Source organism: Pseudomonas sp. Tri1 (genome assembly GCF_017968885.1).
Taxonomy (GTDB): Bacteria; Pseudomonadota; Gammaproteobacteria; order Pseudomonadales; family Pseudomonadaceae; genus Aquipseudomonas.
The window spans coordinates 5,755,371-5,778,310 of record NZ_CP072913.1 but is presented as its reverse complement, the minus strand read 5'-3'; the positions used below and the strand labels follow the sequence as shown (position 1 = coordinate 5,778,310).

Here is a 22,940-nt window from a genome sequence, read left to right as displayed (position 1 = left end):
GCATACCAATGGACAGGGTCTGGCACCTCGTTCCTGTTGGGCTAGGCGCCAGTGGGCCGGTTATTGTTCCAGCCGCGCAATTTGGAGTTTAGGCACGATCCAGGGGTTCCGTGACATTTTGCAAAAACTATCCGGCAAGTCATGAATCCACGAAGCCCGGCTCGGGGTTCACGCCTTGACTATGCTTTGGTCTGAGGCGCTCCTTGCCAGTCAGGTACAGGCAGCGCCAGAATGCCGCTATCTGCCCCGCCTGATGTAAGGAAGCCCGATGCCTGATCCTGTTGCTGCCAGCTTGCGTCTAGCGCCCGAAGCGCTGACCCGTCCGTTTTCCGCTGAACAGTTCAGCTTCTCTACCACCAATGATCTGGAGCCCTTCCGCGGTGTGCTTGGCCAGGAACGTGCGGTCGAAGCATTGCAGTTCGGCGTGGCCATGCCGCGCCCCGGTTACAACGTATTCGTGATGGGAGAGCCTGGCACTGGCCGGTTTTCGTTCGTCAAACGTTACCTCAAGGCTGAAGGCAAGCGCCTGCAGACCCCGGCCGACTGGGTCTACGTCAACAATTTCGATGAGCCCCGCGAACCCCGTGCCCTGGAGCTGCCATCGGGCACTGCCGGTGCTTTCATCGCTGACATCAACGGCCTGATCGACAACCTGCTGGCGACCTTCCCGGCAGTGTTCGAGCACCCGTCCTACCAGCAGAAAAAAAGCGCCATCGACCGTGCCTTCAACCAGCGCTACGACCGTGCCCTCGATGTGATCGAGCGCCTGGCACTGGAGAAGGATGTCGCGCTGTACCGTGACAGCAGCAACATCGCCTTCACACCGATGAGCGAAGGCAAGGCCCTGGATGAGGCGGAGTTCGCCCAGTTGCCAGAGGCCGAGCGCGAGCGTTTCCATGAGGACATTTCCGGCCTTGAAGAGCGCCTGAACGAAGAACTCGCCAGCCTGCCGCAGTGGAAGCGCGAGTCGAGCAACCAGTTGCGCCAGCTCAACGAAGAAACCATTACCTTGGCCCTGCAGCCTCTTTTGGCACCGCTGTCGGAAAAGTACGCGGAAAACGCGGCGGTCTGCGGTTACCTGCAGGCCATGCAGGTTTATCTGCTCAAGACCGTGGTCGAGCAACTGGTGGACGACAGCAAGACCGACGCTATCGCTCGCAAGCTGCTGGAGGAGCAATATGCTCCGAGCCTGGTGGTCGGGCATCCGTTCAGTGGTGGCGCCCCGGTGGTGTTCGAGCCGCACCCGACCTACGACAACCTGTTCGGTCGTATCGAATACAGCACTGACCAGGGCGCGCTCTACACCACCTATCGGCAGCTGCGGCCGGGCGCCCTGCACCGGGCCAACGGCGGTTTTCTGATTCTCGAAGCGGAAAAAATGCTCGGTGAGCCGTTCGTGTGGGATGCGCTCAAGCGTGCTCTGCAATCGCGCAAGCTGAAAATGGAATCGCCGCTCGGTGAACTGGGGCGCGTAGCCACGGTAACCCTGACGCCGCAGCACATCCCGCTGCAGGTCAAGGTTGTGATCATCGGGGCGCGCCAGCTCTACTACGCCTTGCAGGACCTGGATCCGGACTTCCAGGAAATGTTTCGCGTGCTGGTGGATTTCGACGAAGACATCCCGATGGGCGATGAGAGCCTGGAGCAGTTCGCCCAGTTGCTCAAGACCCGTACCTCTGAAGAGGGCATGGCCCCGCTGACCGCCGATGCGGTGGCGCGCCTGGCCACTTACAGTGCCAGGCTGGCCGAACACCAGGGGCGCTTGTCGGCGCGTATCGGCGACCTGTTCCAACTGGTCAGCGAGGCGGATTTCATTCGCCAGTTGGCCGGTGACGAAATGACCGACGCCGGCCACATCGAGCGCGCGCTCAAGGCCAAGGCCACGCGCACCGGGCGTGTCTCGGCGCGGATCCTCGACGACATGTTGGCGGGGATCATCCTGATCGACACCGACGGCGCGGCCGTGGGCAAGTGCAACGGCTTGACCGTGCTGGAAGTGGGCGACTCGGCGTTCGGGGTCCCGGCGCGGATCTCCGCCACGGTGTATCCGGGCGGCAGCGGTATCGTCGACATTGAGCGGGAGGTCAACCTGGGCCAACCGATCCACTCCAAGGGCGTGATGATTCTCACGGGTTACCTGGGCAGTCGTTATGCCCAGGAGTTCCCGCTGGCGATCTCCGCCAGCATTGCCCTGGAGCAGTCCTACGGTTATGTGGACGGCGATAGCGCGTCCCTGGGCGAGGCGTGCACGCTGATTTCGGCCTTGTCGAAAACGCCGTTGAAGCAATGCTTCGCCATTACCGGTTCGATCAACCAGTTCGGTGAAGTGCAGGCGGTGGGCGGGGTCAACGAGAAGATCGAAGGCTTCTTCCGCCTCTGCGAAGCCCGCGGGTTGACCGGTGAGCAGGGGGCAATCATTCCCCAGGCCAACGTCGCGACACTGATGCTCGACGAGAAGGTGCTGGCTGCCGTGCGCGCCGGGCAGTTCCACGTCTATGCCGTGCGCCAGGCCGACGAAGCCTTGAGCCTGCTGGTGGGCGAGCCTGCCGGTGAGCCGAATGAAAACGGCGAATTCCCCGAGGGCAGCGTCAACGCCCGGGTGGTGGAGCGGCTGCGGGTGATTGCGGAGATGATCAGCGAAGACGACATCAAGGAAGCGGAAAAGGAACTGGCGCAGCAGGCGTTGGCGGAGGCCAAGCCGGCTTGATGCTTTCCTGATTGCTGTGGGAGCGAGCTTGCTCGCGATAGCGGAGTTTCAGTCACTTTTTTCTCGACTGTCATACCGCTATCGCGAGCAAGCTCGCTTCCACATTGTTTCGGGGTTGAGTTAATAAGTGCCACCACTTTGGCGTCAATATTCACACTATGACCATTCGGCGCATTCTGGTCTCGCTTTCCCTTGAGGCCGGAACTTTTCTTCTATCCTCAGTTCAAGGATAACGAGAGTCATCATTGGATCGAAACAGCCCTCCCTGGGCTGAATACCGGATCTACCGAGGGGCGCCGCCATGTCGCGCAACCTTTGCCTCACTCGTCAATGCCTGGGCCTTGTCACCCGTATCGAATGCGCCATTCGCCCGCTGGCGGGTGATACCGGCATGTGGACCTTGCTCTTCGCCGCCGGAATGGCCGGTGAACAACCTTCCGCGATCAAGGCCCAGGGCCCGTTTCCTGGCCCGAACGCCGCTGAATCCATCCTCGACACCATCGTTCAGAGCCTGACATTGCACGGCTATGAACTGGCCGACGACCCGCAAATCTGGTGCCTGCACATGCAAGCCCAATTGCGTGAAATCAATGGCGGCCGGTGCCGTAGCGTTGATGGTTTCGAGTTTCGTCCACTGCATTGACGCGGCATCTTCGGACGGGCATGTGCAGTAAAGTTTTGAAACAAGGGTCGGAGCCAAGGATCGGCCCGGCGTTTGTGGGGTTGGTCGTGGCTGATATACTCGCCGCGATTTTTCAGCCCTGGTGTGAGATTCAATGGAACGCTTTATCGAAAACGCAATGTACGCCTCCCGTTGGCTGCTGGCGCCGATCTACTTCGGGCTGTCCCTGGGCTTGCTGGCCCTGGCGCTGAAATTCTTCCAGGAAGTCTTTCACGTCATTCCCAACGTGTTTTCCATGGCCGAATCCGATCTGATCCTGGTGCTGCTGTCGCTGATCGACATGGCGCTGGTGGGCGGCCTGTTGGTGATGGTGATGATTTCCGGCTACGAGAACTTCGTCTCGCAATTGGACATCGATTCCGACAAGGAAAAGCTCAACTGGCTGGGCACCATGGACTCTTCATCGCTGAAGATGAAAGTCGCGGCCTCGATCGTGGCCATTTCCTCCATTCACCTGCTGCGCATTTTCATGGATGCCAAGAACGTCGATCCCGAGCACCTGAAGTGGTATGTGATCATTCACATGACGTTCGTGGTGTCGGCATTTGCCATGGGCTACCTGGATAAACTGACCAAGCATTGAGGTCGTTTCATCGCCCTGGCGTAGCGTCCGCCTGTCGAGAAGCAGGCGGGCGTTATCGTTTCTGGCGGCGGCGCTCGATGCGGGGCTCGTCACCCGCCCCGGCATCTGTGCTAGTCTGCTCGCCCTTTTGGTTCCGGGCGCTCCGGGAGGCGCTGTGTCATCCACGGCAATTTCCCGAGCCGTCCGCACAGCGGAGCAGCATCATGTCCGAAGTTAACCTGTCCACCGACGAAACCCGCGTCAGCTACGGCATTGGCCGCCAGCTGGGCGACCAACTGCGCGACAACCCGCCACCGGGCGTGAGCCTGGACGCGATCCTGGCCGGTCTGACCGACGCCTTCGCCGGCAAGCCGAGCCGTGTGGGCCAGGACGAGATGTCCGCCAGCTTCAAGGTCATCCGCGAAATCATGCAGGCCGAAGCCGCTGCCAAGGCTGAAGCCGCTGCTGGCGAAGGCCGTGCATTCCTGGCCGAAAACGCTAAGCGTGAAGGCATCACCACCCTGGCTTCCGGCCTGCAATTCGAAGTGCTGACCCAGGGCGAAGGCGCCAAGCCGACCCGTGAAGACCAGGTGCGTACCCACTACCACGGCACCCTGATCGACGGCACTGTGTTCGACAGCTCCTACGATCGTGGCCAGCCTGCCGAATTCCCGGTGGGCGGCGTGATTCCAGGCTGGACCGAAGCACTGCAACTGATGAACGCCGGCAGCAAATGGCGCCTGTACGTACCGAGCGAACTGGCTTACGGCGCTCAAGGCGTTGGCAGCATCCCGCCGCACAGCGTACTGGTGTTTGACGTCGAGCTGTTGGACGTTCTGTAAGACCCTAAATACCTGTGGGAGCGAGCTTGCTCGCGATGGCGGACTTACATTCAACATCCCAGTTGATTGTCACACCGCTATCGCGAGCAAGCTCGCTCCCACAGGGTTTGGTGCTTCATCCGTGAAACCTGCCATTGAAATCGCTCGTCGGGCGCAACGCCCGGGCGTAGCAGAACAGGAACAGATTACGCACCAGCTCCTTGAGTACCAACGGTTCGCTGGAATTGAGACTGTTGAGGTCCAGATCCCCTTGGTCCTGCAGCTCGCTCAAGGCTTCTTCTTCAAGCACCGCACAGACTTCCCCGGTTTCCCGATGCAGGATCCTGAGATAGGGATGTGGGCGGTCCAGCCAGGCATCGATCAAATAAGTCATGGTTCTCATCTCCTTGATGGGGTTCGATGAGAATAATTCTTATTCGCTAAATAGCAAGTCTCTATTGGTGTTCCGATTGGTTTTCTGACGATGGGTCGTGGCAGCCCAAGATGGCTGGCGCGTGGGGATAGGGCAAAAAAGCGAGGAGGGCCAAGCACCATCCCACGCAGCGCGTGGGATGGGAAATAGCGGCCTCAGACCTTTCTGACAAACTCGGATTTGAGCTTCATCGGGCCAATGCCGTCGATCTTGCAGTCGATGTCGTGATCGCCATCGCACAGGCGGATGTTTTTCACCTTGGTGCCGACCTTGACTACCAGTGAGGTGCCCTTGACCTTGAGGTCCTTGATCACGGTGATGGTGTCGCCGTCCTGCAGGACGTTGCCGACCGAATCTTTCTTCACGGTGTCATCGGACGCCGTTTCGACTTCGCCATTGGCAGACCATTCGTGGGCACACTCCGGGCAGACCAGTTGAGTACCGTCTTCGTAGGTGTATTCGGAATTGCATTTCGGGCAGGGAGGCAACGTGCTCACTAAGGTTCCTTGGGTATCAGGAGGGCAAAAGGGCGCACATTATATAGGGTTTTGTTACTGAAAAGGATGGCTGCCGCCGGAGCATTGTGGAGAGGGGAGAAATCCCCTCTTCACAAAAAAGCCTCTGGTGATCGACTTAATGGGTACGCGCCACCGCAAACTCGCTCAATTCCACCAGCGCATCGCGGTATTCGCTGGCCGGCAGGGCGTCGAGGCATTTGATCGCGCGGGCGACATAGTCACGGGCCAGTTTCGCGGTGTAGTCCAGCGAGCCGGACGCTTCAACCGCTTCACGAATGCTTTCCAGGTTCTCGATCCCGCCTTTCTGGATCGCCTGGCGGACCAGGGCCGCCTGTTCAGGCGTGCCTTCGCGCATGGTGTAGATCAATGGCAGGGTAGGCTTGCCTTCGGCCAGGTCGTCACCGACGTTCTTGCCCAGGGTCTCGGCGTCGCCCTTGTAGTCCAGCAGGTCGTCCACCAACTGGAAGGCCACGCCCAGGTGATCGCCAAAGGTGCGCAGCGCTTCGCTCTGCTCGGCAGTGGCGCCGGCCAGCGCGGCGGCGCTGTGGGTCGAGGCTTCGAAGAGCATCGCGGTTTTGCCACGAATGACTTCCATGTAGGTTTCTTCGGTGGTGCTGGCGTCGCGCACCTTGGACAACTGCAGCACTTCGCCTTCGGCGATGATGCGAGTAGCCTGGGACAGGATCTTCATCACTTGCATCGAGCCCAGTTCGACCATCATTTCGAACGAGCGCGAATACAGGAAGTCGCCCACCAGCACGCTTGGGGCGTTGCCCCACATGGCATTGGCAGTCGAGCGGCCACGGCGCATGCCAGACATGTCGACCACGTCGTCATGCAGCAGGGTCGCGGTGTGCAGGAATTCGATGGTGGCGGCCAGAAGGCGCAGGTCGTCGCCTTCGCGGCCCAGGGCCTTGCCACACAACAGCACCAATAAAGGACGCAGGCGCTTGCCACCCGCTGACGTGATGTAGTCGCCGATTTTCGATACCAGAGGCACTCGGGAAGTCAGCTGCTTCTTGATGATGCCGTCGACGGCGCTAAAATCGTCCGCCACCGCGCGGTAGAAAGCTTGGGGTTGCATCAGCGACAGGTGCTCCAGAAGGGTTGCGCGGCATGCTAGGACCCCCACCCAGGCCTGTCAAGGCGCGATGGACGGCTACTTGCAAGGCTGTTGCGCCTTGCGTACAATCGCGCACCCTGAACTTCCTGGGCAGCACCTGCCTTACGCAATTGCATCCGGGCCTTCCAGCCCATGCAGCCATGCCAGCCAATACCTCTTCTTATAAAGCGCTGGGTGAGCAGGATTATCGGAGAAATACCATGTCGTACGCAGTAATTGTTACTGGTGGCAAGCAATACAAGGTCGCCCCAGGTGAATACCTGAAGATCGAAAAACTGGAAATCGCTACCGGCGAATCCGTGACTTTTGATCGCGTTCTGTTGGTCGCCAATGGCGATGACGTGAATATCGGCGCTCCAGTCGTTGCTGGCGCTACCGTTGTGGCTGAAGTGATCTCCCAAGGTCGTCACGATAAAGTCCGCATCATCAAGTTCCGTCGCCGTAAGCACCACATGAAGCGTATGGGCCACCGCCAGTGGTACACCGAGATCAAAATCACCGGTATTCAGGCTTAATTTCAGCCTAATTCCTCACTAGGAGAATTGAACTCATGGCACACAAAAAAGCTGGTGGTAGTACCCGTAACGGTCGCGACTCAGAAGCCAAACGCCTTGGCGTGAAGATGTATGGCGGCCAGGCTATCAAAGCAGGCAACATCATCGTGCGTCAGCGCGGCACCCAATTCCACGCTGGCTACGGCGTGGGCATGGGTAAAGATCACACCCTCTTCGCTAAAGTCGAAGGCGTGATCAAGTTCGAAGTAAAAGGCGCCTTCGGTCGTCGTTACGTAAGCGTTATCGCAGCTTAATTGCGAGACCGCTGGAAAAGCCCTGTCTTGCGACGGGGCTTTTTCGTTTGTGGGGTGAGTCTCTTGCAAAACTGTTTGTATGGGCTGTCGGCGCTGCGGTTGGGGCGTGTCATCAGGTCGCTGCGCTCATTTTTGCAAGAGTCTTATGTCTTGTTTTTTTGGCTCGTCCGTATGGCGAGAGGCGTGTGTCATGAAGTTTGTTGATGAAGTATCGATTCGAGTAAAGGCTGGCGACGGCGGCAATGGTTGCATGAGTTTCCGTCGGGAAAAGTTCATTGAAAACGGTGGCCCGAACGGTGGTGACGGTGGCGACGGCGGCTCGATCTACATGCTCGCCGACGAAAACCTCAACACCCTGGTGGACTACCGTTACACCCGGCACTTCGATGCCGAGCGTGGCTCCAACGGCGGCAGCACCGACTGCACCGGCAAAAAAGGTGAGGATCTGGTCCTGCGCGTGCCAGTCGGCACCACGGTGATCGACTCCGCCACCCAGGAAGTCATTGGCGACCTGACCAAGGCTGGCCAGCGTCTGCTGGTTGCCCATGGCGGCTGGCACGGCCTGGGCAACACCCGTTTCAAATCCAGTACCAACCGTGCGCCACGCCAGACCACGCCAGGCAAGCCGGGCGAGCAGCGTGACCTCAAGCTGGAAATGAAAGTGCTGGCCGATGTGGGCCTGCTGGGTTTGCCGAATGCCGGTAAAAGTACCTTCATTCGCTCGGTGTCGGCGGCTAAGCCGAAAGTCGCCGATTACCCGTTCACCACCCTGGTGCCGAACCTGGGCGTGGTCAGCGTCGACCGCTGGAAGAGCTTCGTGGTCGCGGACATCCCGGGGCTGATCGAAGGCGCTTCCGATGGCGCTGGCCTGGGGATTCGCTTCCTCAAGCACTTGTCCCGTACTCGCCTGTTGCTGCACCTCGTGGACATGGCGCCGCTGGATGAGACTGATGCCGCCGATGCCGCTGAAGTCATCGTCAGCGAGCTGACCAAGTTCAGCCCGGCCCTGGCCGAGCGTGACCGTTGGCTGGTGCTGAACAAGTGCGACCAGATCCTCGAAGAGGAGCATGACGAGCGGGTCAAGGAAATCGTCGATCGCCTGGAGTGGGAAGGTCCGGTCTATGTGATCTCGGCCATTGCCAAAGAAGGCACCGAGCGTCTGTGCCACGACATCATGCGTTATCTGGAAGATCGTGCCGATCGCCTGGCCAACGATCCGGCCTACAAGGAAGAGCTGGCTGAGCTCGACCAGCGCATCGAAGACGAGGCGCGTGCCCAGTTGCAGGCGCTGGATGACCAGCGCGCCCTGCGTCGCAGCGGCGTGAAGTCGGTCCATGACATCGGTGACGACGATTGGGACGAGGAAGATGTGGATGACGAAGACGGTCCGGAAATCATCTACGTTCGCGACTGATCGTGTGCTGATGTCGCTCGGTTGAAGCCAGGACCTGTGGGAGCGAGCTTGCTCGCGATAGCGGTGTGATAGCCGGTATCAATATTGCTGGCCCAATGCAATCGCGAGCAAGCTCGCTCCCACAGGTTTAAGTGTTTCAACGCGGTGTTATCATCGCAGCCAGCCGGTTTCCAAGGCGCCGCTCATTCGAGCGGCGTTTTGGTATCTGTAAAACGCAAATACGAATAATCCCATGGGCGGCGCTGGGTCGCGCCGTTCGCTGGCAAAGGTTGAAGATGATGCGGAGCAAGGTGACGGGTGCGCGGCGCTGGGTCGTGAAGATCGGCAGCGCACTGCTGACAGCGGATGGCAAGGGCCTGGATCGCCAGGCAATGGCGGTGTGGGTCGAGCAGATGGTGGCCTTGCATGAGGCTGGCGTCGAGCTGGTACTGGTCTCTTCGGGGGCTGTGGCAGCCGGTATGAGCCGTTTGGGCTGGACGTCGCGACCCAGCGCGATGCACGAATTGCAGGCCGCTGCCGCTATCGGCCAGATGGGCCTGGTGCAGGCTTGGGAATCGAGCTTTGCCGAGCACGGTCGCCATACGGCGCAGATCCTGCTGACCCACGACGACCTGTCCGATCGCAAGCGCTACCTCAACGCCCGCAGCACCTTGCGCGCGCTGGTGGAGCTCAAGGTCATCCCGGTGATCAACGAGAACGACACGGTGGTCACCGACGAAATCCGCTTTGGCGATAACGACACCCTGGCCGCGCTGGTGGCGAACCTGGTGGAAGCTGACCTGCTGGTGATTCTCACGGATCGCGACGGCATGTTCGACGCCGATCCGCGCAACAACCCCGACGCCAAGCTGATCTACGAAGCCCGTGCCGATGACCCGGCGCTGGATGCGGTGGCGGGTGGTACCGGTGGTGCGCTGGGCCGTGGCGGCATGCAGACCAAGTTGCGTGCGGCGCGTCTGGCGGCGCGCTCCGGGGCGCACACCATCATTGTCGGTGGTCGCTTGGAGCGTGTGCTGGATCGCCTGAAGGCCGGCGAGCGCATCGGCACCTTGCTCTCCCCTGAGCGCGGCATGCTGGCGGCGCGCAAGCAATGGCTGGCCGGGCACCTGCAAACCCGTGGCACCCTGGTGCTGGACGCAGGTGCGGTGGCGGCCTTGTCCCAAGGCAACAAAAGCCTGTTGCCGGTGGGCGTGAAGCTGGTCCAGGGCAGTTTCCGTCGTGGCGAAATGGTGGTGTGCGTGGCGCCGGATGGTCGCGAGATCGCCCGCGGCCTGGCTAACTACAGCGCGCTCGAAGCGCAGAAAATCATTGGTCAGTCGTCTGATGCGATTGTCGGTCTGTTGGGTTACATGGCTGAGCCTGAGTTGGTTCACCGTGACAACCTGATTCTCGTCTAAGGAAAAATCATGGGTTTGGCAAAAGGATTGATCGGCTTGCTGCTGGCATTGCCGCTGCTGGCTTCGGCCGAAGAAATCGGCCAGGTATCGACGGTGTTCAAGTTTGTCGGGCCGAACGACCGGATCGTGGTCGAGGCGTTCGATGATCCCAAGGTGGACGGTGTGACCTGCTATCTGTCGCGAGCCAAGACCGGCGGCGTGAAGGGCGGTCTGGGCCTGGCCGAGGATCGCGCCGAGGCGTCCATCGCCTGTCGCCAGGTCGGGCCCATCAGCTTCAAGGGTGAACTCAAGGACGGCGAAGAGGTGTTCAGGGAGCGCACTTCGCTGGTGTTCAAGACCATGCAGGTGGTGCGTTTCCTCGACAAGAAACGCAACACGCTGGTGTACCTGGTCTATAGCGACCGCGTGATCGAAGGCAGCCCGCAGAATGCGGTGACAGCCATTCCGATCTTGCCGTGGCGTTAAGTCTCGAATAATGGGCGAGCCGATCGGCTCGCTTTTTTAATTTTCATGGATTTGTTGTGCTTTTGGCGCGAAGGGATTCGTATGCGTTCGTTTTTGCTGCTGTTTGTATTGGGTTGTTCCGTTTGCGCCGGGGCGTTGGCCGAGCCGTTTTATGGCGCAAAGCCGCTGGCGCATCCGGTGATAAAAACTTCCCAGGAAAGTGGGGCGACGCTGGCGTTTATCCGCGAGACGGAGGGTGTCGTCGGTTATTCATGCCTGTGCGATTCGCCGGACGGTGTCCCGCAAGTGCTCGACACTTATGGTGATGCGAGCATCGAGTCGGTGTTTTACGCCAGTCTCGACAGTGATCTGCAGACGTTGATCGTGCTGTCCCGGGCCAAGGGGCGGTCTGCACTTCACGGTTATCGCTTCGTGCCGTCCGTTGGCGGGTATCGCCGGCTCGAGACGCTGCAGCCGGTGTTGGATCGTATTGCCGCTGATCACAAGGTTCTCACTGCCGCGCTGGTCCAGAAAGAACTGGGCAAATTGCCGCCTTACGATTACAGCGCTGTGTTGCCCAAGACCGGTATTGCCGAATTCGACACGCTGGCGCCTGCGAGTGGCACGCTGGTGGGCTATTTCGGTGTCGACGGTGTCCCGGCTTCGGTGGGGCAGCCGGCGGAGGATCCTCATCGCGACACCTACAAGAAGACTTTCCAGCAGCGCGAAGGGCGCTGGCTCACGCTGACTTATGAGCGCGTGCCTCCCCAGGACGAGGATGTTGGTTCTGCCTACCGTGTCAGCAGAATGGCTTGGGAGACCAATCCAAAGGTCTATCAGGGCTCCGAGGATGGGGCGTGGGTGGCCTTGGGCGATGGGCGGCTCTGGGCGCGGGGCTCGTATGTCCAGGGTAAGAGATCGGGTCAGTGGACTGAATTCGACGAGTCGGGCTACGAGTCCACTGGCGCCTATGTAGATGGATTGCGCCAGGGGCCGTGGGTTGTCAGTGATGGGGGCACGGTTTCCAGGGGCATGATCGTCGACGATTTCTATGAGGGGCGCTGGACGATCGAGGGGCGCGACGATGAAGGGGCGATGTCCGGCTTCGATACTTACAAGCATGGTGATTTTGACGGGCCTTCCGAGCGTGTGCGTCAGGGTGAGGTCATCCAGCGTGGCGATTTTGTGGCGGGAATGCAGCACGGGAACTGGATAATGCCCTGGGGTGAGGGGCGTTATGTGCGCGGTGTCCGGGAAGGTCGTTGGAAGCTGAATGTAGAAGGTGGTGGTGTCCAGACCGTGGATTTCGTTGCTGATAAGAAGCAGGGCGAATTGCGTGAAGTGGATGCCGCGGGTGTCTTGCGGCTCGTCGAGCATTACCGTGCAGGCGTGCTGGATGGCTTGAAAGAAACCTACGCGGCCAATGGCAAGCTCACCTATTCGGCCAACTATGCCAATGGCCAGATCGAAGGGCGCGCCCTGACCTACAGTGATGACGGCGCGGTGATGCTTTCGGATATCTCGTGGCGGCATGGTTCGAAAGAGGGCCCGTTTCGCCTCTATCACCCCAATGGTCAGCCCGATACGGTGGCAACCTACGAGGGCGATGAGCCCATTGGTAATCTGCAATCCTTTGATGCGAATGGCGTGCTGATCGCTGACAGGAACTACTGCCATGTGCCTGATGGCAAGTACACCAGCATCAAGCGCTGCGGCAAGCAGCGAGGGGCTTTCAATAACGGCCATTTCGACTCTGAGAGCGAGTACCTGTTCGGAAACGAGCAAAGTGCTCGCCACACCCAGGATGGGCGTAACGTCCGGGAGGTGTTGCTGGAGCCTGATGATCGCGTCATTCACAGGGAGTACTACCCCGACGGTCAGTTAAAGTTCTCCGAGGCCAAGCAGGGCTTTCGTCTGATAACGGTCGAGGGGAGGGAATACAAGGATTACTCATACGCCAAGCGTGAAGGTGAGACGATCTACTATTACCCGACGGGCGTGGTTGAGCGTCGCATGAACTTCAAGGATGACAAGATAGTGGGGTGTTACACCGGCTACGATGAGGCCGGTGTACAGAATTTCCCACCACCTGGCGGCTGCCCTCCACCCAAGCCAGTGGTTTTCAATTTTGGTGAGTAGGCTTCCGCAGGGGATGTGTGCTGGGCGCGGGGCTTATGCCCGCTGAAGATCCAGTGTGGGAGATTCTATGTTGCAGGGGAACCCTGCAACCGTGAATTTGGTTGGTATTCGCTCTGATTTTTCATCAGGGCGAATGCTACCCGACACAACTTGCGGGCGAGGATAACCAAGGCCTGAGTTCTGGCCAGGCCTCGTGCCAAGAAGGCCTCATAGTAAGGTTTCCAGGCAGGAGACCGACAGGCCGCCATCGCGGCGTTGTGCGCCAGGCGTCGTAGCTCCCCGTCCCCTTTTTTGCTCAAGTGACGAGGACTGTGCTTCTTCCCTGAGTCTTTTGGACGCAAATCCATCCCCAAGAAAGCAATGAATGCATCGCCACTGACAAAGTGACCGCGCATGAATGCGGTCGCCAAGCCAATGGCCGTCAGTTCACCAATCCCTTCAATGGCTTTGCAGCGGTTGATGTTTTCAGTGATCCCTACCGCTTGGCTGGCCTCACGCATTAGCTTCTGAATGGCCTGATCGGACTCTTTGAAGACCTCCAACTGCCGGGCCAAGATGTCCTTTAGGCACGGTTCGTTCGAAAAACTCAGCACGATACTGACGCGGGCCTTGATGAGTGCCGCACGTTTTCTAAGCAGGTTTTTTAACACTTTGTAGGCTTCTGGAGGTGGGCTCCAGATACGCAGCCTTGCTTGCTCGTTCGTTAGATAACGAGCCAGCAAACGCGCATCACAAGGATCAGTTTTAGCCCGCAGCCCAATACTTTCACGGTAATGGGCCACCCGATAAGGATCCACAACGTAAACATGAAACCCCATTCCATGGGCCAGCTCAGCTGTGTCCAGGTGATAAAAACTGGTGGCTTCCAGCGCAATCGAGCTTTGGGCTGGTAGCGTTTTGAGCCACCGGCCAAGAGCTTCTCGATTGTTGGCGATGGCTTGAGTGATTTTCAGGTCTTCGCGGTAAACGACGATTTCGGCCTTCGCTACATCGATACCAATAACCGTTGGTGAGTTAAGGATTGTCATGACGAATCCTCGGAGCTAGGGTTTAGGTGCTTGTCGGGGTCTACCTTTGCGCTGGCTTGCCTCTATCGTCGGTTTTACCGATGAATTCCTTATCGGCGCTTTAGGTAGAAAGGGCGGAACGAGAAGTCTCCCACGGTCCGTACTGGCTAGAGTCGGAATCGAGCTTTTAGTCCCGCCCACCCCTTCAAGTCTAAACATACAAGCGAGCTTGCTCGCGATGACGGCAGTGCGGTCACCATTTCCGTCATCTGATCCACCGCCATCGCGAGCAAGCTCGCTCCCACAGGGGAGGGGTGCTCTGGCGTGGGGTAAATCCCAGGCAATAAAAAACCGACCCTAAGGTCGGTTTTTTAACGAGCGCGTCGCTTAGGCAGCAGCGGCAACGTTCAAGGCCTTTACGTGGCCATTCAGGCGGCTCTTATGGCGAGCAGCCTTGTTCTTGTGGATGATGCCTTTATCGGCCATACGGTCGATAACTGGCACAGCCAGAACGTAAGCAGCTTGGGCTTTTTCAGCGTCTTTTGCGTCGATGGCCTTAACTACGTTCTTGATGTAGGTACGGACCATGGAACGCAGGCTGGCGTTGTGGCTGCGACGCTTCTCAGCCTGTTTTGCACGTTTTTTGGCGGAAGGTGTGTTGGCCACCGTCGAGCTCCTCGAAAGACTTTTTAGGAAATAGCAAACAAAATAGGCCGCGAATCATGCCGATGAGTTGAGGTCTTGTCAAGGGCGGGTGACGCGTTCCGCTGAATGGCAGGTGCAGCGCACCGAAGGATTTCTTTCCGGCGTGCGACCTGTAAACTCGCGGGCTTTGGCTCTGTACTGTTTAGCGGCGCGGAGTATCGCATAAGTGGGCGCGTTGTTCGCCTGCTGTTTATCGACAGGCAAAAACTCTTTTCATGAATCTGCTCAAATCATTGGCTGCCGTCAGCTCTATCACGATGCTTTCCCGTGTCCTGGGGTTTGTTCGCGACACGCTGATAGCGCGGATATTCGGTGCCGGAATGGCCACCGACGCCTTTTTCATTGCCTTCAAGTTGCCCAACCTGTTGCGCCGGATCTTCGCCGAAGGTGCTTTTTCCCAGGCTTTTGTGCCAATCCTGGCGGAATATAAAAGCCAGAAGGGCGACGAGGCGACCCGCACGTTCATCGCCTACGTCACAGGGCTGCTGACCTTGGTGCTGGCGTTGGTCACGGCCGCCGGCATGCTCGCCGCGCCGTGGGTGATCTGGGCCACGGCCCCGGGTTTCACCGATACGCCGGAAAAATTCCAGCTCACCTCGGACCTGCTGCGGGTGACCTTTCCTTATATATTGCTGATCTCCCTGTCGTCCCTGGCCGGGGCAATTCTCAATACCTGGAACCGTTTTTCCGTGCCGGCCTTTGTGCCGACCCTGCTCAACGTCAGCATGATCGTGTTTGCGGTGTTCCTCACGCCATACTTCGACCCTCCCGTGATGGCTCTCGGCTGGGCGGTATTGGTCGGTGGCCTGGCGCAGTTGCTGTACCAACTGCCGCACCTGAAAAAGATCGGCATGCTGGTGCTGCCGCGGCTGAATCTGCGCGACAGCGGTGTATGGCGGGTGATGAAGCAGATGCTGCCGGCGATCCTCGGGGTGTCTGTGAGTCAGATTTCCCTGATTATCAACACCATTTTCGCTTCGTTCCTGGTGGCCGGCTCGGTGTCGTGGATGTACTACGCCGACCGCCTGATGGAGTTGCCGTCCGGCGTGCTGGGCGTGGCCCTGGGCACGATCCTGCTGCCAACCCTGGCCAAGACCTACGCCAGCCAGGACCGCCAGGAATACTCGCGCATCCTCGACTGGGGCTTGCGCCTGTGCTTCGTGCTGGTCTTGCCCTGTTCCCTCGCGCTGGGAATCCTGGCTGAGCCGCTGACGGTTTCGCTGTTCCAATACGGTCAATTCAATGCGTTCGACGCCTTGATGACCCAGCGTGCGCTGATCGCATACTCGGTGGGCTTGCTCGGGATCATCGTGATCAAGGTGCTGGCGCCAGGCTTCTACGCCCAGCAAAACATTCGCACGCCGGTGAAAATCGCCATTTTTACCTTGGTGATGACCCAACTGTTCAACCTGTTGCTGATCGGTCCGCTGGCGCACGCCGGCCTGGCCTTGGCGATCAGTGCCGGCGCCTGTCTCAACGCCGGGTTGCTGTTTTACCAACTGCGCAAACAGAAGATGTATCAGCCGCAGCCGGGCTGGGGCAAGTTCGGCCTCAAGCTGCTGGTGGCCGTGGCGGTGATGTCGGCAGTCCTGCTTGGCGCGATGCATTTCATGCCGGCCTGGGGCGAAGGGCAGATGCTCGCGCGTTTCCTGCGTCTGGGCGTGCTGGTCGCCGCCGGCGTGGTGGCATATTTCGGTATGTTGCTGTTGATGGGTTTCCGCCTGCGCGACTTCAATCGCAAGGCCTTGAGCTGAGGGTTTGCCTTCGAGAATCCCTGGCCGGGCAGCGGTTTTGTCGGTTCGATCACTTTGGCTTGCGGTGTTGCCTGTCGTTGGCCGCCGGGTGTGGTTATAATCGGCCACTTTATGAGCAAGAAGCGCGTTATGCAGCTGGTTCGAGGCCTCCACAACCTGCGCCCCCAACATCGGGGCTGTGTCGCCACTATTGGCAACTTTGACGGTGTTCACCGTGGCCACCAGGCTATCCTGGCGCGGCTGCGCGAGCGTGCGCTGGAATTGGGCGTGCCGAGCTGCGTGGTGATCTTCGAGCCGCAGCCCCGGGAATGTTTCGACCCTGCCACCGCCCCGGCCCGTCTGGCCCGTTTGCGCGATAAGCTGCAACTGCTGGCCGCCGAAGGCATCGACCGGGTCCTGTGCCTGGCCTTCAACCGGCGCCTGAGCAAGCTCAGCGCCGCCGCGTTCGTCGAGACCATCCTGGTGGACGGTCTGGGTGTGAAGCATCTGGAAGTGGGCGACGATTTTCGTTTCGGCTGTGACCGGGTAGGGGATTTCAACTACTTGCAACAGGCCGGTATCGCCCAGGGTTTCACTGTCGAGGCGGCGCAGACTGTCGAGATCGACGGCTTGCGCGTCAGCAGCACCCAGGTCCGCAATGCCCTGGCAGCTGGCGACTTCGAATTGGCCGAGCGCTTGCTCGGCCGGCCGTACCGGATTGCCGGGCGGATCCTGCACGGGCAGAAACTGGCGCGCCAATTGGGCACGCCGACGGCCAACGTGCAACTCAAGCGTCGTCGTGTACCGTTGACCGGGGTGTTCCTGGTGAGTGTCGAGATCGACGGCAAGACCTGGCCCGGTGTCGCCAATATCGGCGTACGGCCCACGGTCCAAGGGGATGGCAAGGCCCACCTCGAAGTACATGTTCTGGATTTTGCCGGCGATCTGTATGACCGGCGTTTGACGGTGGTTTTCCACCAAAAGCTGCGTGAAGAGCAGCGTTTTGCCTCTCTGGAGGCGCTCAAGACGGCGATCAATGCAGATATCGCCGCCGCCCGTGCCCTTGTCGCAACCAGCGCCAATCGCTAATGAAGAGCCTTAAATGACCGACTATAAAGCCACGCTAAACCTTCCGGACACCGCCTTCCCAATGAAGGCCGGCCTGCCTCAGCGCGAACCACAGATTCTGCAGCGTTGGGACAGCATTGGCCTGTACGGAAAGTTGCGCGAAATTGGCAAGGATCGTCCGAAGTTCGTCCTGCACGACGGCCCTCCGTACGCCAATGGCACCATTCACATCGGTCACGCGCTGAACAAGATTCTCAAGGACATGATCATCCGCTCCAAGACCCTGTCGGGTTTTGATGCGCCGTATGTCCCGGGTTGGGACTGCCATGGCCTGCCGATCGAGCACAAGGTCGAAGTGACCCACGGCAAGAACCTGGGCGCGGACAAGACCCGCGAGCTGTGCCGTGCCTACGCCACCGAGCAGATCGAAGGGCAGAAGTCCGAATTCATTCGCCTTGGCGTGCTGGGCGACTTCGCCAATCCGTACAAGACCATGGACTTCAAGAACGAAGCCGGCGAAATCCGTGCCCTGGCGAAAATCGTCGAGGGCGGCTTCGTGTTCAAGGGCCTCAAGCCGGTGAACTGGTGCTTCGATTGCGGTTCGGCCCTGGCCGAGGCGGAAGTCGAGTACGAAAACAAGAAGTCCTCGACCATCGACGTCGCGTTCCCGATTGCCGATGAAGACAAGCTCGCCGCCGCTTTCGGCCTGGGCAAGCTGGCCAAACCGGCCGCGATCGTGATCTGGACCACCACCCCGTGGACCATCCCGGCCAACCAGGCGCTGAACGTCCACCCGGAGTTCAACTACGCCCTGGTCGACGTCGGCGACAAGCTGCTGGTGCTGGCCGAAGAGCTGGTCGAATCCTGCCTGGCCCGCTACAGCCTCGAAGGTTCGGTGGTTGCCACCGCGCCAGGTTCGGCGCTGGAGCTGATCAATTTCCGTCACCCGTTCTATGATCGCCTGTCGCCGGTGTACCTGGCCGACTACGTGGAACTGGGTGCGGGCACTGGCGTGGTTCACTCCGCGCCGGCCTATGGCGTTGACGACTTCGTGACCTGCAAGAAATACGGCATGGTCAACGACGACATCCTCAACCCGGTGCAGAGCAATGGCGTGTACGTGCCGTCGCTGGAATTCTTCGGCGGCCAGTTCATCTGGAAAGCCAACCCGGCCATCGTCGACAAGCTGACCGAAGTCGGCGCGCTGTTGCACACCACCGTCATCGAACACAGCTACATGCACTGCTGGCGCCACAAGACCCCGCTGATCTACCGCGCCACCGCGCAGTGGTTCATCGGCATGGACAAGCAGCCCACCACTGGCGACACCCTGCGCCAGCGATCCCTCAAGGCCATCGAAGACACTAAATTCGTGCCGGCCTGGGGCCAGGCGCGCCTGCACTCGATGATCGCCAACCGTCCCGACTGGTGCATCTCCCGCCAGCGCAACTGGGGCGTGCCGATCCCGTTTTTCCTGAACAAGGAAAGCGGCGAGCTGCACCCACGCACCGTTGAGCTGATGGAAGCAGTGGCCAAGCGCGTCGAAGTCGAAGGCATCGAAGCCTGGTTCAAGATGGATGCCGCTGAGCTTTTGGGCGACGAAGCGCCGCTGTACGACAAGATCAGCGACACCCTGGACGTCTGGTTCGACTCTGGCACCACCCATTGGCACGTGCTGCGCGGTTCGCACCCGATGGGCCACGAGAGCGGCCCGCGTGCCGACCTGTACCTGGAAGGTTCGGACCAGCACCGTGGCTGGTTCCATTCCTCGTTGCTGACCGGTTGCGCCATCGACGACCACGCGCCGTACCGCGAGCTGCTGACCCACGGCTTCACCGTCGATGAGTCCGGCCGCAAGATGTCCAAGTCCCTGGGCAACGTGATCGCGCCGCAGAAGGTCAACGACACCCTGGGCGCCGACATCATGCGCCTGTGGGTTGCCTCCACCGATTATTCCGGCGAGATGGCTGTTTCCGAGCAGATCCTGCAGCGCAGCGCGGACGCCTACCGGCGGATCCGTAACACCGCGCGCTTCCTGCTTTCCAACCTGACCGGCTTCAACCCGGCCACCGATCTGCTGCCGGCCGAAGAAATGCTCGCGCTGGACCGTTGGGCCGTGGACCGTACCCTGCTGCTGCAGCGCGAGTTGCAGGAACACTACGGCGAATACCGCTTCTGGAACGTCTATTCCAAGATCCACAACTTCTGTGTGCAGGAGCTGGGTGGTTTCTACCTCGACATCATCAAGGATCGCCAGTACACCACCGGCGCCAACAGCAAGGCGCGCCGTTCGTGCCAGACCGCGCTGTTCCACATCAGCGAGGCGCTGGTGCGCTGGATCGCGCCGATCCTGGCGTTCACCGCCGACGAGTTGTGGCAGTACCTGCCGGGCGAGCGCAACGAATCGGTGATGCTCAACACCTGGTACGAAGGCCTCACCGAGTTGCCGCAAGGCTTTGAGCTGGACCGGGCCTATTGGGACCGGATCATGGCGGTCAAGGCGGCGGTCAACAAGGAAATGGAGATCCAGCGCGCGGCCAAGGCCGTCGGTGGCAACCTGCAGGCCGAAGTGACCCTCTACGCCGAAGAAGCCCTGGGCTGCGACCTGGCCAAACTGGGCAACGAGCTGCGCTTCGTGCTGATCACCTCCACTGCCAGTGTTGCACCTTTCGTGCAGGCACCGGCCGATGCGGTGGTCACTGAAGTCAGCGGCCTGAAGCTCAAGATCGTCAAGTCGAACCACACCAAGTGCGCCCGTTGCTGGCACTGCCGCGAAGACGTCGGCGTGAACCCGGAACATCCGGAAATCTGCGGTCGTTGCGTCGATAACATCAGCGGCAGCGGTGAGGTTCGTCACTATGCCTAACGTGGCGAGCCGTTTCGGACGGCTGGGCTGGTTGTGGTTGAGCGTGTTGGTCCTGGTCATCGACCAGGCCAGCAAGTACTACTTCGAGCACTCGCTGACCATGTACCAGCAGATCGTGGTCATCCCTGACTACTTCAGCTGGACCCTGGCCTACAACACGGGGGCGGCGTTCAGTTTCCTGGCCGACAGTTCGGGCTGGCAGCGCTGGCTGTTCGCCCTGATCGCGGTTGTGGTCAGCGCCGTGCTGGTAGTCTGGCTCAAGCGCCTGGGCCGCGATGAAACCTGGCTGGCCGTGGCGCTGGCGTTGGTGCTCGGTGGCGCGTTGGGCAATCTCTATGATCGGATTGCCCTGGGCCACGTCATCGATTTCATCCTGGTGCATTGGCAGAACCGCTGGTATTTCCCGGCGTTCAACTTTGCCGACAGCGCTATCACCGTGGGCGCCGTGATGCTCGCCCTGGATATGTTCAAGAGCAAGAAAACCGGAGAAGCCGTCCATGACTGAGCAGCGTATCGCTCAAAACACTGAAGTGAAGCTTCACTTCGCCCTGCACCTGGAAAACGGCGACACTGTCGACAGCACTTTCGACAAAGCCCCGGCGGTATTCAAGGTCGGCGACGGTAACCTGTTGCCCGGCTTCGAAGCAGCGATTTTCGGTTTCAAGGCCGGCGACAAGCGCACCGTGGTCGTTCCACCGGAAAACGCCTTTGGTCAGCCCAACCCACAAAACGTGCAGACCATGCCACGCTCCCAGTTCCAGGACATGGAGCTGTCCGAGGGCCTGCTGGTGATCTTCAACGACGCTGCCAACACCGAGCTGCCAGGTGTGGTGAAGACTTACGACGACGCCCAGGTGACCGTGGACTTCAACCATCCGCTGGCGGGCAAGACCTTGAGCTTCGAAGTGGAAATCCTCGAGGTCAAGGCGCTTTAAGGTTTAACGGGCAGTGGCTGCCCCCACAATTCCTGTGGGAGCGAGCCTGCTCGCGATAGCTGAGTCCCAGCCACCGTCGAGTTGACTGATCCACCGCATCGCGAGCAGGCTCGCTCCCACAGACACGAGGCACAGCATGCAAATCAAACTCGCCAACCCCCGTGGCTTCTGCGCCGGTGTGGACCGGGCGATCGAAATCGTCAACCGCGCCCTGGAAGTCTTCGGGCCGCCGATCTATGTGCGCCACGAAGTGGTCCACAACAAATTCGTCGTCGAAGACCTGCGTAGCCGCGGAGCGATCTTTGTCGAGGAGCTGGACCAGGTCCCGGACGACGTCATCGTGATTTTCAGCGCCCACGGGGTTTCCCAAGCGGTGCGCACCGAAGCCGCCGGCCGTGGCCTGAAGGTGTTCGACGCCACTTGCCCACTGGTGACCAAGGTGCATATCGAGGTCGCGCGCTACAGCCGTGACGGTCGCGAATGCATCCTGATCGGCCACGAGGGGCATCCGGAAGTCGAAGGCACCATGGGCCAGTACGACGCCAGGAATGGCGGGGCGATCTACCTGGTCGAGGACGAGGCTGACGTCGCGGCCTTGCAGGTCCGTAACCCCGAGAGCCTGGCTTTTGTCACCCAGACCACCCTGTCCATGGACGACACGAGTCGGGTGATCGACGCACTGCGTGCTCGCTTCCCGGCCATCGGCGGGCCACGCAAGGACGACATCTGCTACGCCACCCAGAACCGTCAGGACGCGGTCAAGCAACTGGCCAACGAATGCGATGTGGTCCTGGTGGTCGGCAGCCCGAACAGCTCCAACTCCAATCGCTTGCGTGAGCTGGCCGAGCGCATGGACACGCCGGCTTATCTGATTGACGGCGCCGAGGACATGCAGCGTAGCTGGTTCGACAGCGTCGAGCGTATCGGCATCACCGCCGGTGCCTCCGCGCCGGAAGTGCTGGTGCGTGGCGTGATCCAGCAATTGCAGGCCTGGGGCGCAACCGGTGCCGATGAATTGGCCGGTCGCGAGGAGAACATCACTTTCTCGATGCCCAAAGAGCTACGCGTCCGTTCCCTGCTTTAAGTCCTTTTCGCATGCGGCCTGCTCGGCTTTTTCGCTGCGTAGGCTGATGCGTCCGGTGCGCGCCAGCACCACCTGATGGTGACTGAGTGGCTCGCGTTTGGCGCACACGTGTAGCGTGCCGGCCTGGAAGGCGCCGCTGGGCAGTAGTGCCTCCCCCAGGCTGCTGAACCGCACCGACCGCTTCACCGGCCAGTTGCCAATCACCCGGGCGCGACTACTGCGTTCCATCAGCAATGTTTTCTCTTTGTCGTCCAGCGTGATCCGCCAGCCCCGGCCCCAATCGTTGTCTATCCCTCTGATCACGACGGTTCGGTTGCGCGCGATGGCTTCGCTGCGAGCGCTGCGCAAGCCGCTGGCCAATAGCAGCGCGGCGTCTTTGCGTTCAGTGGATTCGACCAGCGCTTTGTAGCCGGAGCCGGCCCACGACAGAACAATTGCCGCAATCGCCAGTCCCATGAGCAGCTCGATCAGGCTGAAGCCCTGTTGGTGCATGA

22 protein-coding genes are annotated in these 22,940 nt (G+C 60.1%); 16 read left to right on the top strand and 6 right to left on the bottom strand.

All coding sequences use genetic code 11. The annotated features are described in order from the left end of the window. Window positions 1-268: 268 nt before the first annotated feature. The 4 genes from J9870_RS25140 to J9870_RS25125 all read left to right on the top strand — a co-directional run bounded on the left by J9870_RS25140 (window position 269) and on the right by J9870_RS25125 (window position 4,793). Window positions 269-2,707, top strand: a complete 2,439-nt coding sequence (locus tag J9870_RS25140; protein ID WP_210641053.1) for an ATP-binding protein — start codon at window positions 269-271, stop codon at window positions 2,705-2,707. A gap of 301 nt (window positions 2,708-3,008) precedes the next feature. Continuing rightward, window positions 3,009-3,350: a hypothetical protein gene (locus tag J9870_RS25135; RefSeq protein ID WP_210641051.1), complete on the top strand. Its 342-nt coding sequence runs from the start codon at window positions 3,009-3,011 to the stop codon at window positions 3,348-3,350. Window positions 3,351-3,483: 133 nt separating this feature from the next. Continuing rightward, complete coding sequence (locus tag J9870_RS25130) at window positions 3,484-3,972, top strand: TIGR00645 family protein (RefSeq protein WP_003185611.1); 489 nt, start codon at window positions 3,484-3,486, stop codon at window positions 3,970-3,972. Between the two features lie 203 nt (window positions 3,973-4,175). Then, complete coding sequence (locus tag J9870_RS25125) at window positions 4,176-4,793, top strand: FKBP-type peptidyl-prolyl cis-trans isomerase (protein ID WP_003205746.1); 618 nt, start codon at window positions 4,176-4,178, stop codon at window positions 4,791-4,793. A 115-nt stretch (window positions 4,794-4,908) separates the two neighbouring features. Here the strand turns inward: J9870_RS25125 and J9870_RS25120 are convergent, their stop codons facing one another. From J9870_RS25120 to J9870_RS25110, 3 genes are all read right to left on the bottom strand, one after another. Beyond that, on the bottom strand, window positions 4,909-5,166 hold the full coding sequence (locus tag J9870_RS25120; RefSeq protein ID WP_210641050.1) for a hypothetical protein: 258 nt from the start codon (window positions 5,164-5,166) through the stop codon (window positions 4,909-4,911). A gap of 194 nt (window positions 5,167-5,360) precedes the next feature. Beyond that, window positions 5,361-5,702, bottom strand: coding sequence for a zinc ribbon domain-containing protein YjdM (locus J9870_RS25115; protein WP_210641048.1), 342 nt, complete (start codon window positions 5,700-5,702; stop codon window positions 5,361-5,363). A 136-nt stretch (window positions 5,703-5,838) separates the two neighbouring features. Next, on the bottom strand, window positions 5,839-6,807 hold the full coding sequence (locus J9870_RS25110; RefSeq protein WP_210641046.1) for a polyprenyl synthetase family protein: 969 nt from the start codon (window positions 6,805-6,807) through the stop codon (window positions 5,839-5,841). A 239-nt stretch (window positions 6,808-7,046) separates the two neighbouring features. On the opposite strand from J9870_RS25110, the gene rplU reads away from it, so the two are divergent. The 6 genes from rplU (at window position 7,047) to J9870_RS25080 (ending at window position 13,048) form a co-directional block, all read left to right on the top strand. Continuing rightward, window positions 7,047-7,361, top strand: coding sequence for a 50S ribosomal protein L21 (rplU, locus tag J9870_RS25105; protein ID WP_003176051.1), 315 nt, complete (start codon window positions 7,047-7,049; stop codon window positions 7,359-7,361). A gap of 35 nt (window positions 7,362-7,396) precedes the next feature. Further along, complete coding sequence (gene rpmA, locus J9870_RS25100) at window positions 7,397-7,654, top strand: 50S ribosomal protein L27 (protein WP_003205738.1); 258 nt, start codon at window positions 7,397-7,399, stop codon at window positions 7,652-7,654. 190 nt (window positions 7,655-7,844) lie between these two features. Continuing rightward, window positions 7,845-9,068 carry an Obg family GTPase CgtA gene (cgtA, locus tag J9870_RS25095; RefSeq protein ID WP_210641045.1) on the top strand — a complete coding sequence of 408 codons (1,224 nt, stop codon included), beginning with the start codon at window positions 7,845-7,847 and terminating at the stop codon, window positions 9,066-9,068. 278 nt (window positions 9,069-9,346) lie between these two features. Next, window positions 9,347-10,465, top strand: a complete 1,119-nt coding sequence (proB, locus tag J9870_RS25090) for a glutamate 5-kinase (RefSeq protein ID WP_092333957.1) — start codon at window positions 9,347-9,349, stop codon at window positions 10,463-10,465. 9 nt (window positions 10,466-10,474) lie between these two features. Further along, window positions 10,475-10,930: a CreA family protein gene (locus J9870_RS25085; protein ID WP_135847245.1), complete on the top strand. Its 456-nt coding sequence runs from the start codon at window positions 10,475-10,477 to the stop codon at window positions 10,928-10,930. Window positions 10,931-11,011: 81 nt separating this feature from the next. After that, entirely contained in the window at window positions 11,012-13,048 is a 2,037-nt protein-coding gene (locus J9870_RS25080) for a hypothetical protein (RefSeq protein WP_210641038.1), read from the top strand. A 65-nt stretch (window positions 13,049-13,113) separates the two neighbouring features. Here the strand turns inward: J9870_RS25080 and J9870_RS25075 are convergent, their stop codons facing one another. Together J9870_RS25075 and rpsT are read right to left on the bottom strand one after the other, a co-directional pair. Further along, the gene (locus tag J9870_RS25075) at window positions 13,114-14,076 is read right to left on the bottom strand and encodes a transposase (protein WP_210639263.1); all 963 of its coding nucleotides are present in this window, start codon (window positions 14,074-14,076) and stop codon (window positions 13,114-13,116) included. A 366-nt stretch (window positions 14,077-14,442) separates the two neighbouring features. Further along, window positions 14,443-14,721, bottom strand: a complete 279-nt coding sequence (rpsT, locus tag J9870_RS25070; protein WP_003185593.1) for a 30S ribosomal protein S20 — start codon at window positions 14,719-14,721, stop codon at window positions 14,443-14,445. Window positions 14,722-14,975: 254 nt separating this feature from the next. On the opposite strand from rpsT, the gene murJ reads away from it, so the two are divergent. The 6 genes from murJ to ispH all read left to right on the top strand — a co-directional run bounded on the left by murJ (window position 14,976) and on the right by ispH (window position 22,446). Next, window positions 14,976-16,514: a murein biosynthesis integral membrane protein MurJ gene (gene murJ, locus J9870_RS25065; RefSeq protein ID WP_210641036.1), complete on the top strand. Its 1,539-nt coding sequence runs from the start codon at window positions 14,976-14,978 to the stop codon at window positions 16,512-16,514. A 129-nt stretch (window positions 16,515-16,643) separates the two neighbouring features. Next, window positions 16,644-17,582 (top strand): bifunctional riboflavin kinase/FAD synthetase, encoded by a 939-nt coding sequence (ribF, locus tag J9870_RS25060; RefSeq protein ID WP_210641034.1) that lies wholly within the window; start codon window positions 16,644-16,646, stop codon window positions 17,580-17,582. Window positions 17,583-17,595: 13 nt separating this feature from the next. Continuing rightward, the gene (gene ileS, locus J9870_RS25055; protein WP_210641033.1) at window positions 17,596-20,427 is read left to right on the top strand and encodes an isoleucine--tRNA ligase; all 2,832 of its coding nucleotides are present in this window, start codon (window positions 17,596-17,598) and stop codon (window positions 20,425-20,427) included. Next, the gene (lspA, locus tag J9870_RS25050) at window positions 20,420-20,932 is read left to right on the top strand and encodes a signal peptidase II (protein WP_210641031.1); all 513 of its coding nucleotides are present in this window, start codon (window positions 20,420-20,422) and stop codon (window positions 20,930-20,932) included. The genes ileS and lspA overlap by 8 nt, the downstream gene beginning before the upstream one ends. Further along, complete coding sequence (fkpB, locus tag J9870_RS25045; protein ID WP_210641029.1) at window positions 20,925-21,362, top strand: FKBP-type peptidyl-prolyl cis-trans isomerase; 438 nt, start codon at window positions 20,925-20,927, stop codon at window positions 21,360-21,362. Before lspA ends, fkpB begins: the two co-directional genes overlap by 8 nt. 136 nt (window positions 21,363-21,498) lie before the next feature. After that, complete coding sequence (gene ispH / locus J9870_RS25040) at window positions 21,499-22,446, top strand: 4-hydroxy-3-methylbut-2-enyl diphosphate reductase (protein WP_210641027.1); 948 nt, start codon at window positions 21,499-21,501, stop codon at window positions 22,444-22,446. Here the strand turns inward: ispH and J9870_RS25035 are convergent. Further along, window positions 22,423-22,938: a GspH/FimT family pseudopilin gene (locus tag J9870_RS25035; protein ID WP_210645420.1), complete on the bottom strand. Its 516-nt coding sequence runs from the start codon at window positions 22,936-22,938 to the stop codon at window positions 22,423-22,425. The two genes, ispH and J9870_RS25035, sit on opposite strands and share 24 nt — an antisense overlap. Window positions 22,939-22,940: the final 2 nt, after the last annotated feature.

What these genes read in the sequence shown, in the direction of transcription:
- ispH (WP_210641027.1), top strand. Translation starts at nt 21,499, where the DNA reads ATGCAAATCAAACTCGCCAACCCCCGTGGCTTCTGCGCCGGTGTGGAC.
- murJ (WP_210641036.1), top strand. Translation starts at nt 14,976, where the DNA reads ATGAATCTGCTCAAATCATTGGCTGCCGTCAGCTCTATCACGATGCTT.
- J9870_RS25035 (WP_210645420.1), bottom strand. Translation starts at nt 22,938, where the DNA reads ATGCACCAACAGGGCTTCAGCCTGATCGAGCTGCTCATGGGACTGGCG.
- J9870_RS25080 (WP_210641038.1), top strand. Translation starts at nt 11,012, where the DNA reads ATGCGTTCGTTTTTGCTGCTGTTTGTATTGGGTTGTTCCGTTTGCGCC.
- J9870_RS25110 (WP_210641046.1), bottom strand. Translation starts at nt 6,807, where the DNA reads ATGCAACCCCAAGCTTTCTACCGCGCGGTGGCGGACGATTTTAGCGCC.
- rpmA (WP_003205738.1), top strand. Translation starts at nt 7,397, where the DNA reads ATGGCACACAAAAAAGCTGGTGGTAGTACCCGTAACGGTCGCGACTCA.
- cgtA (WP_210641045.1), top strand. Translation starts at nt 7,845, where the DNA reads ATGAAGTTTGTTGATGAAGTATCGATTCGAGTAAAGGCTGGCGACGGC.
- ribF (WP_210641034.1), top strand. Translation starts at nt 16,644, where the DNA reads ATGCAGCTGGTTCGAGGCCTCCACAACCTGCGCCCCCAACATCGGGGC.
- proB (WP_092333957.1), top strand. Translation starts at nt 9,347, where the DNA reads ATGCGGAGCAAGGTGACGGGTGCGCGGCGCTGGGTCGTGAAGATCGGC.
- J9870_RS25075 (WP_210639263.1), bottom strand. Translation starts at nt 14,076, where the DNA reads ATGACAATCCTTAACTCACCAACGGTTATTGGTATCGATGTAGCGAAG.
- J9870_RS25125 (WP_003205746.1), top strand. Translation starts at nt 4,176, where the DNA reads ATGTCCGAAGTTAACCTGTCCACCGACGAAACCCGCGTCAGCTACGGC.
- ileS (WP_210641033.1), top strand. Translation starts at nt 17,596, where the DNA reads ATGACCGACTATAAAGCCACGCTAAACCTTCCGGACACCGCCTTCCCA.
- rplU (WP_003176051.1), top strand. Translation starts at nt 7,047, where the DNA reads ATGTCGTACGCAGTAATTGTTACTGGTGGCAAGCAATACAAGGTCGCC.
- J9870_RS25085 (WP_135847245.1), top strand. Translation starts at nt 10,475, where the DNA reads ATGGGTTTGGCAAAAGGATTGATCGGCTTGCTGCTGGCATTGCCGCTG.
- lspA (WP_210641031.1), top strand. Translation starts at nt 20,420, where the DNA reads ATGCCTAACGTGGCGAGCCGTTTCGGACGGCTGGGCTGGTTGTGGTTG.
- J9870_RS25135 (WP_210641051.1), top strand. Translation starts at nt 3,009, where the DNA reads ATGTCGCGCAACCTTTGCCTCACTCGTCAATGCCTGGGCCTTGTCACC.
- J9870_RS25140 (WP_210641053.1), top strand. Translation starts at nt 269, where the DNA reads ATGCCTGATCCTGTTGCTGCCAGCTTGCGTCTAGCGCCCGAAGCGCTG.
- J9870_RS25130 (WP_003185611.1), top strand. Translation starts at nt 3,484, where the DNA reads ATGGAACGCTTTATCGAAAACGCAATGTACGCCTCCCGTTGGCTGCTG.
- fkpB (WP_210641029.1), top strand. Translation starts at nt 20,925, where the DNA reads ATGACTGAGCAGCGTATCGCTCAAAACACTGAAGTGAAGCTTCACTTC.
- J9870_RS25120 (WP_210641050.1), bottom strand. Translation starts at nt 5,166, where the DNA reads ATGACTTATTTGATCGATGCCTGGCTGGACCGCCCACATCCCTATCTC.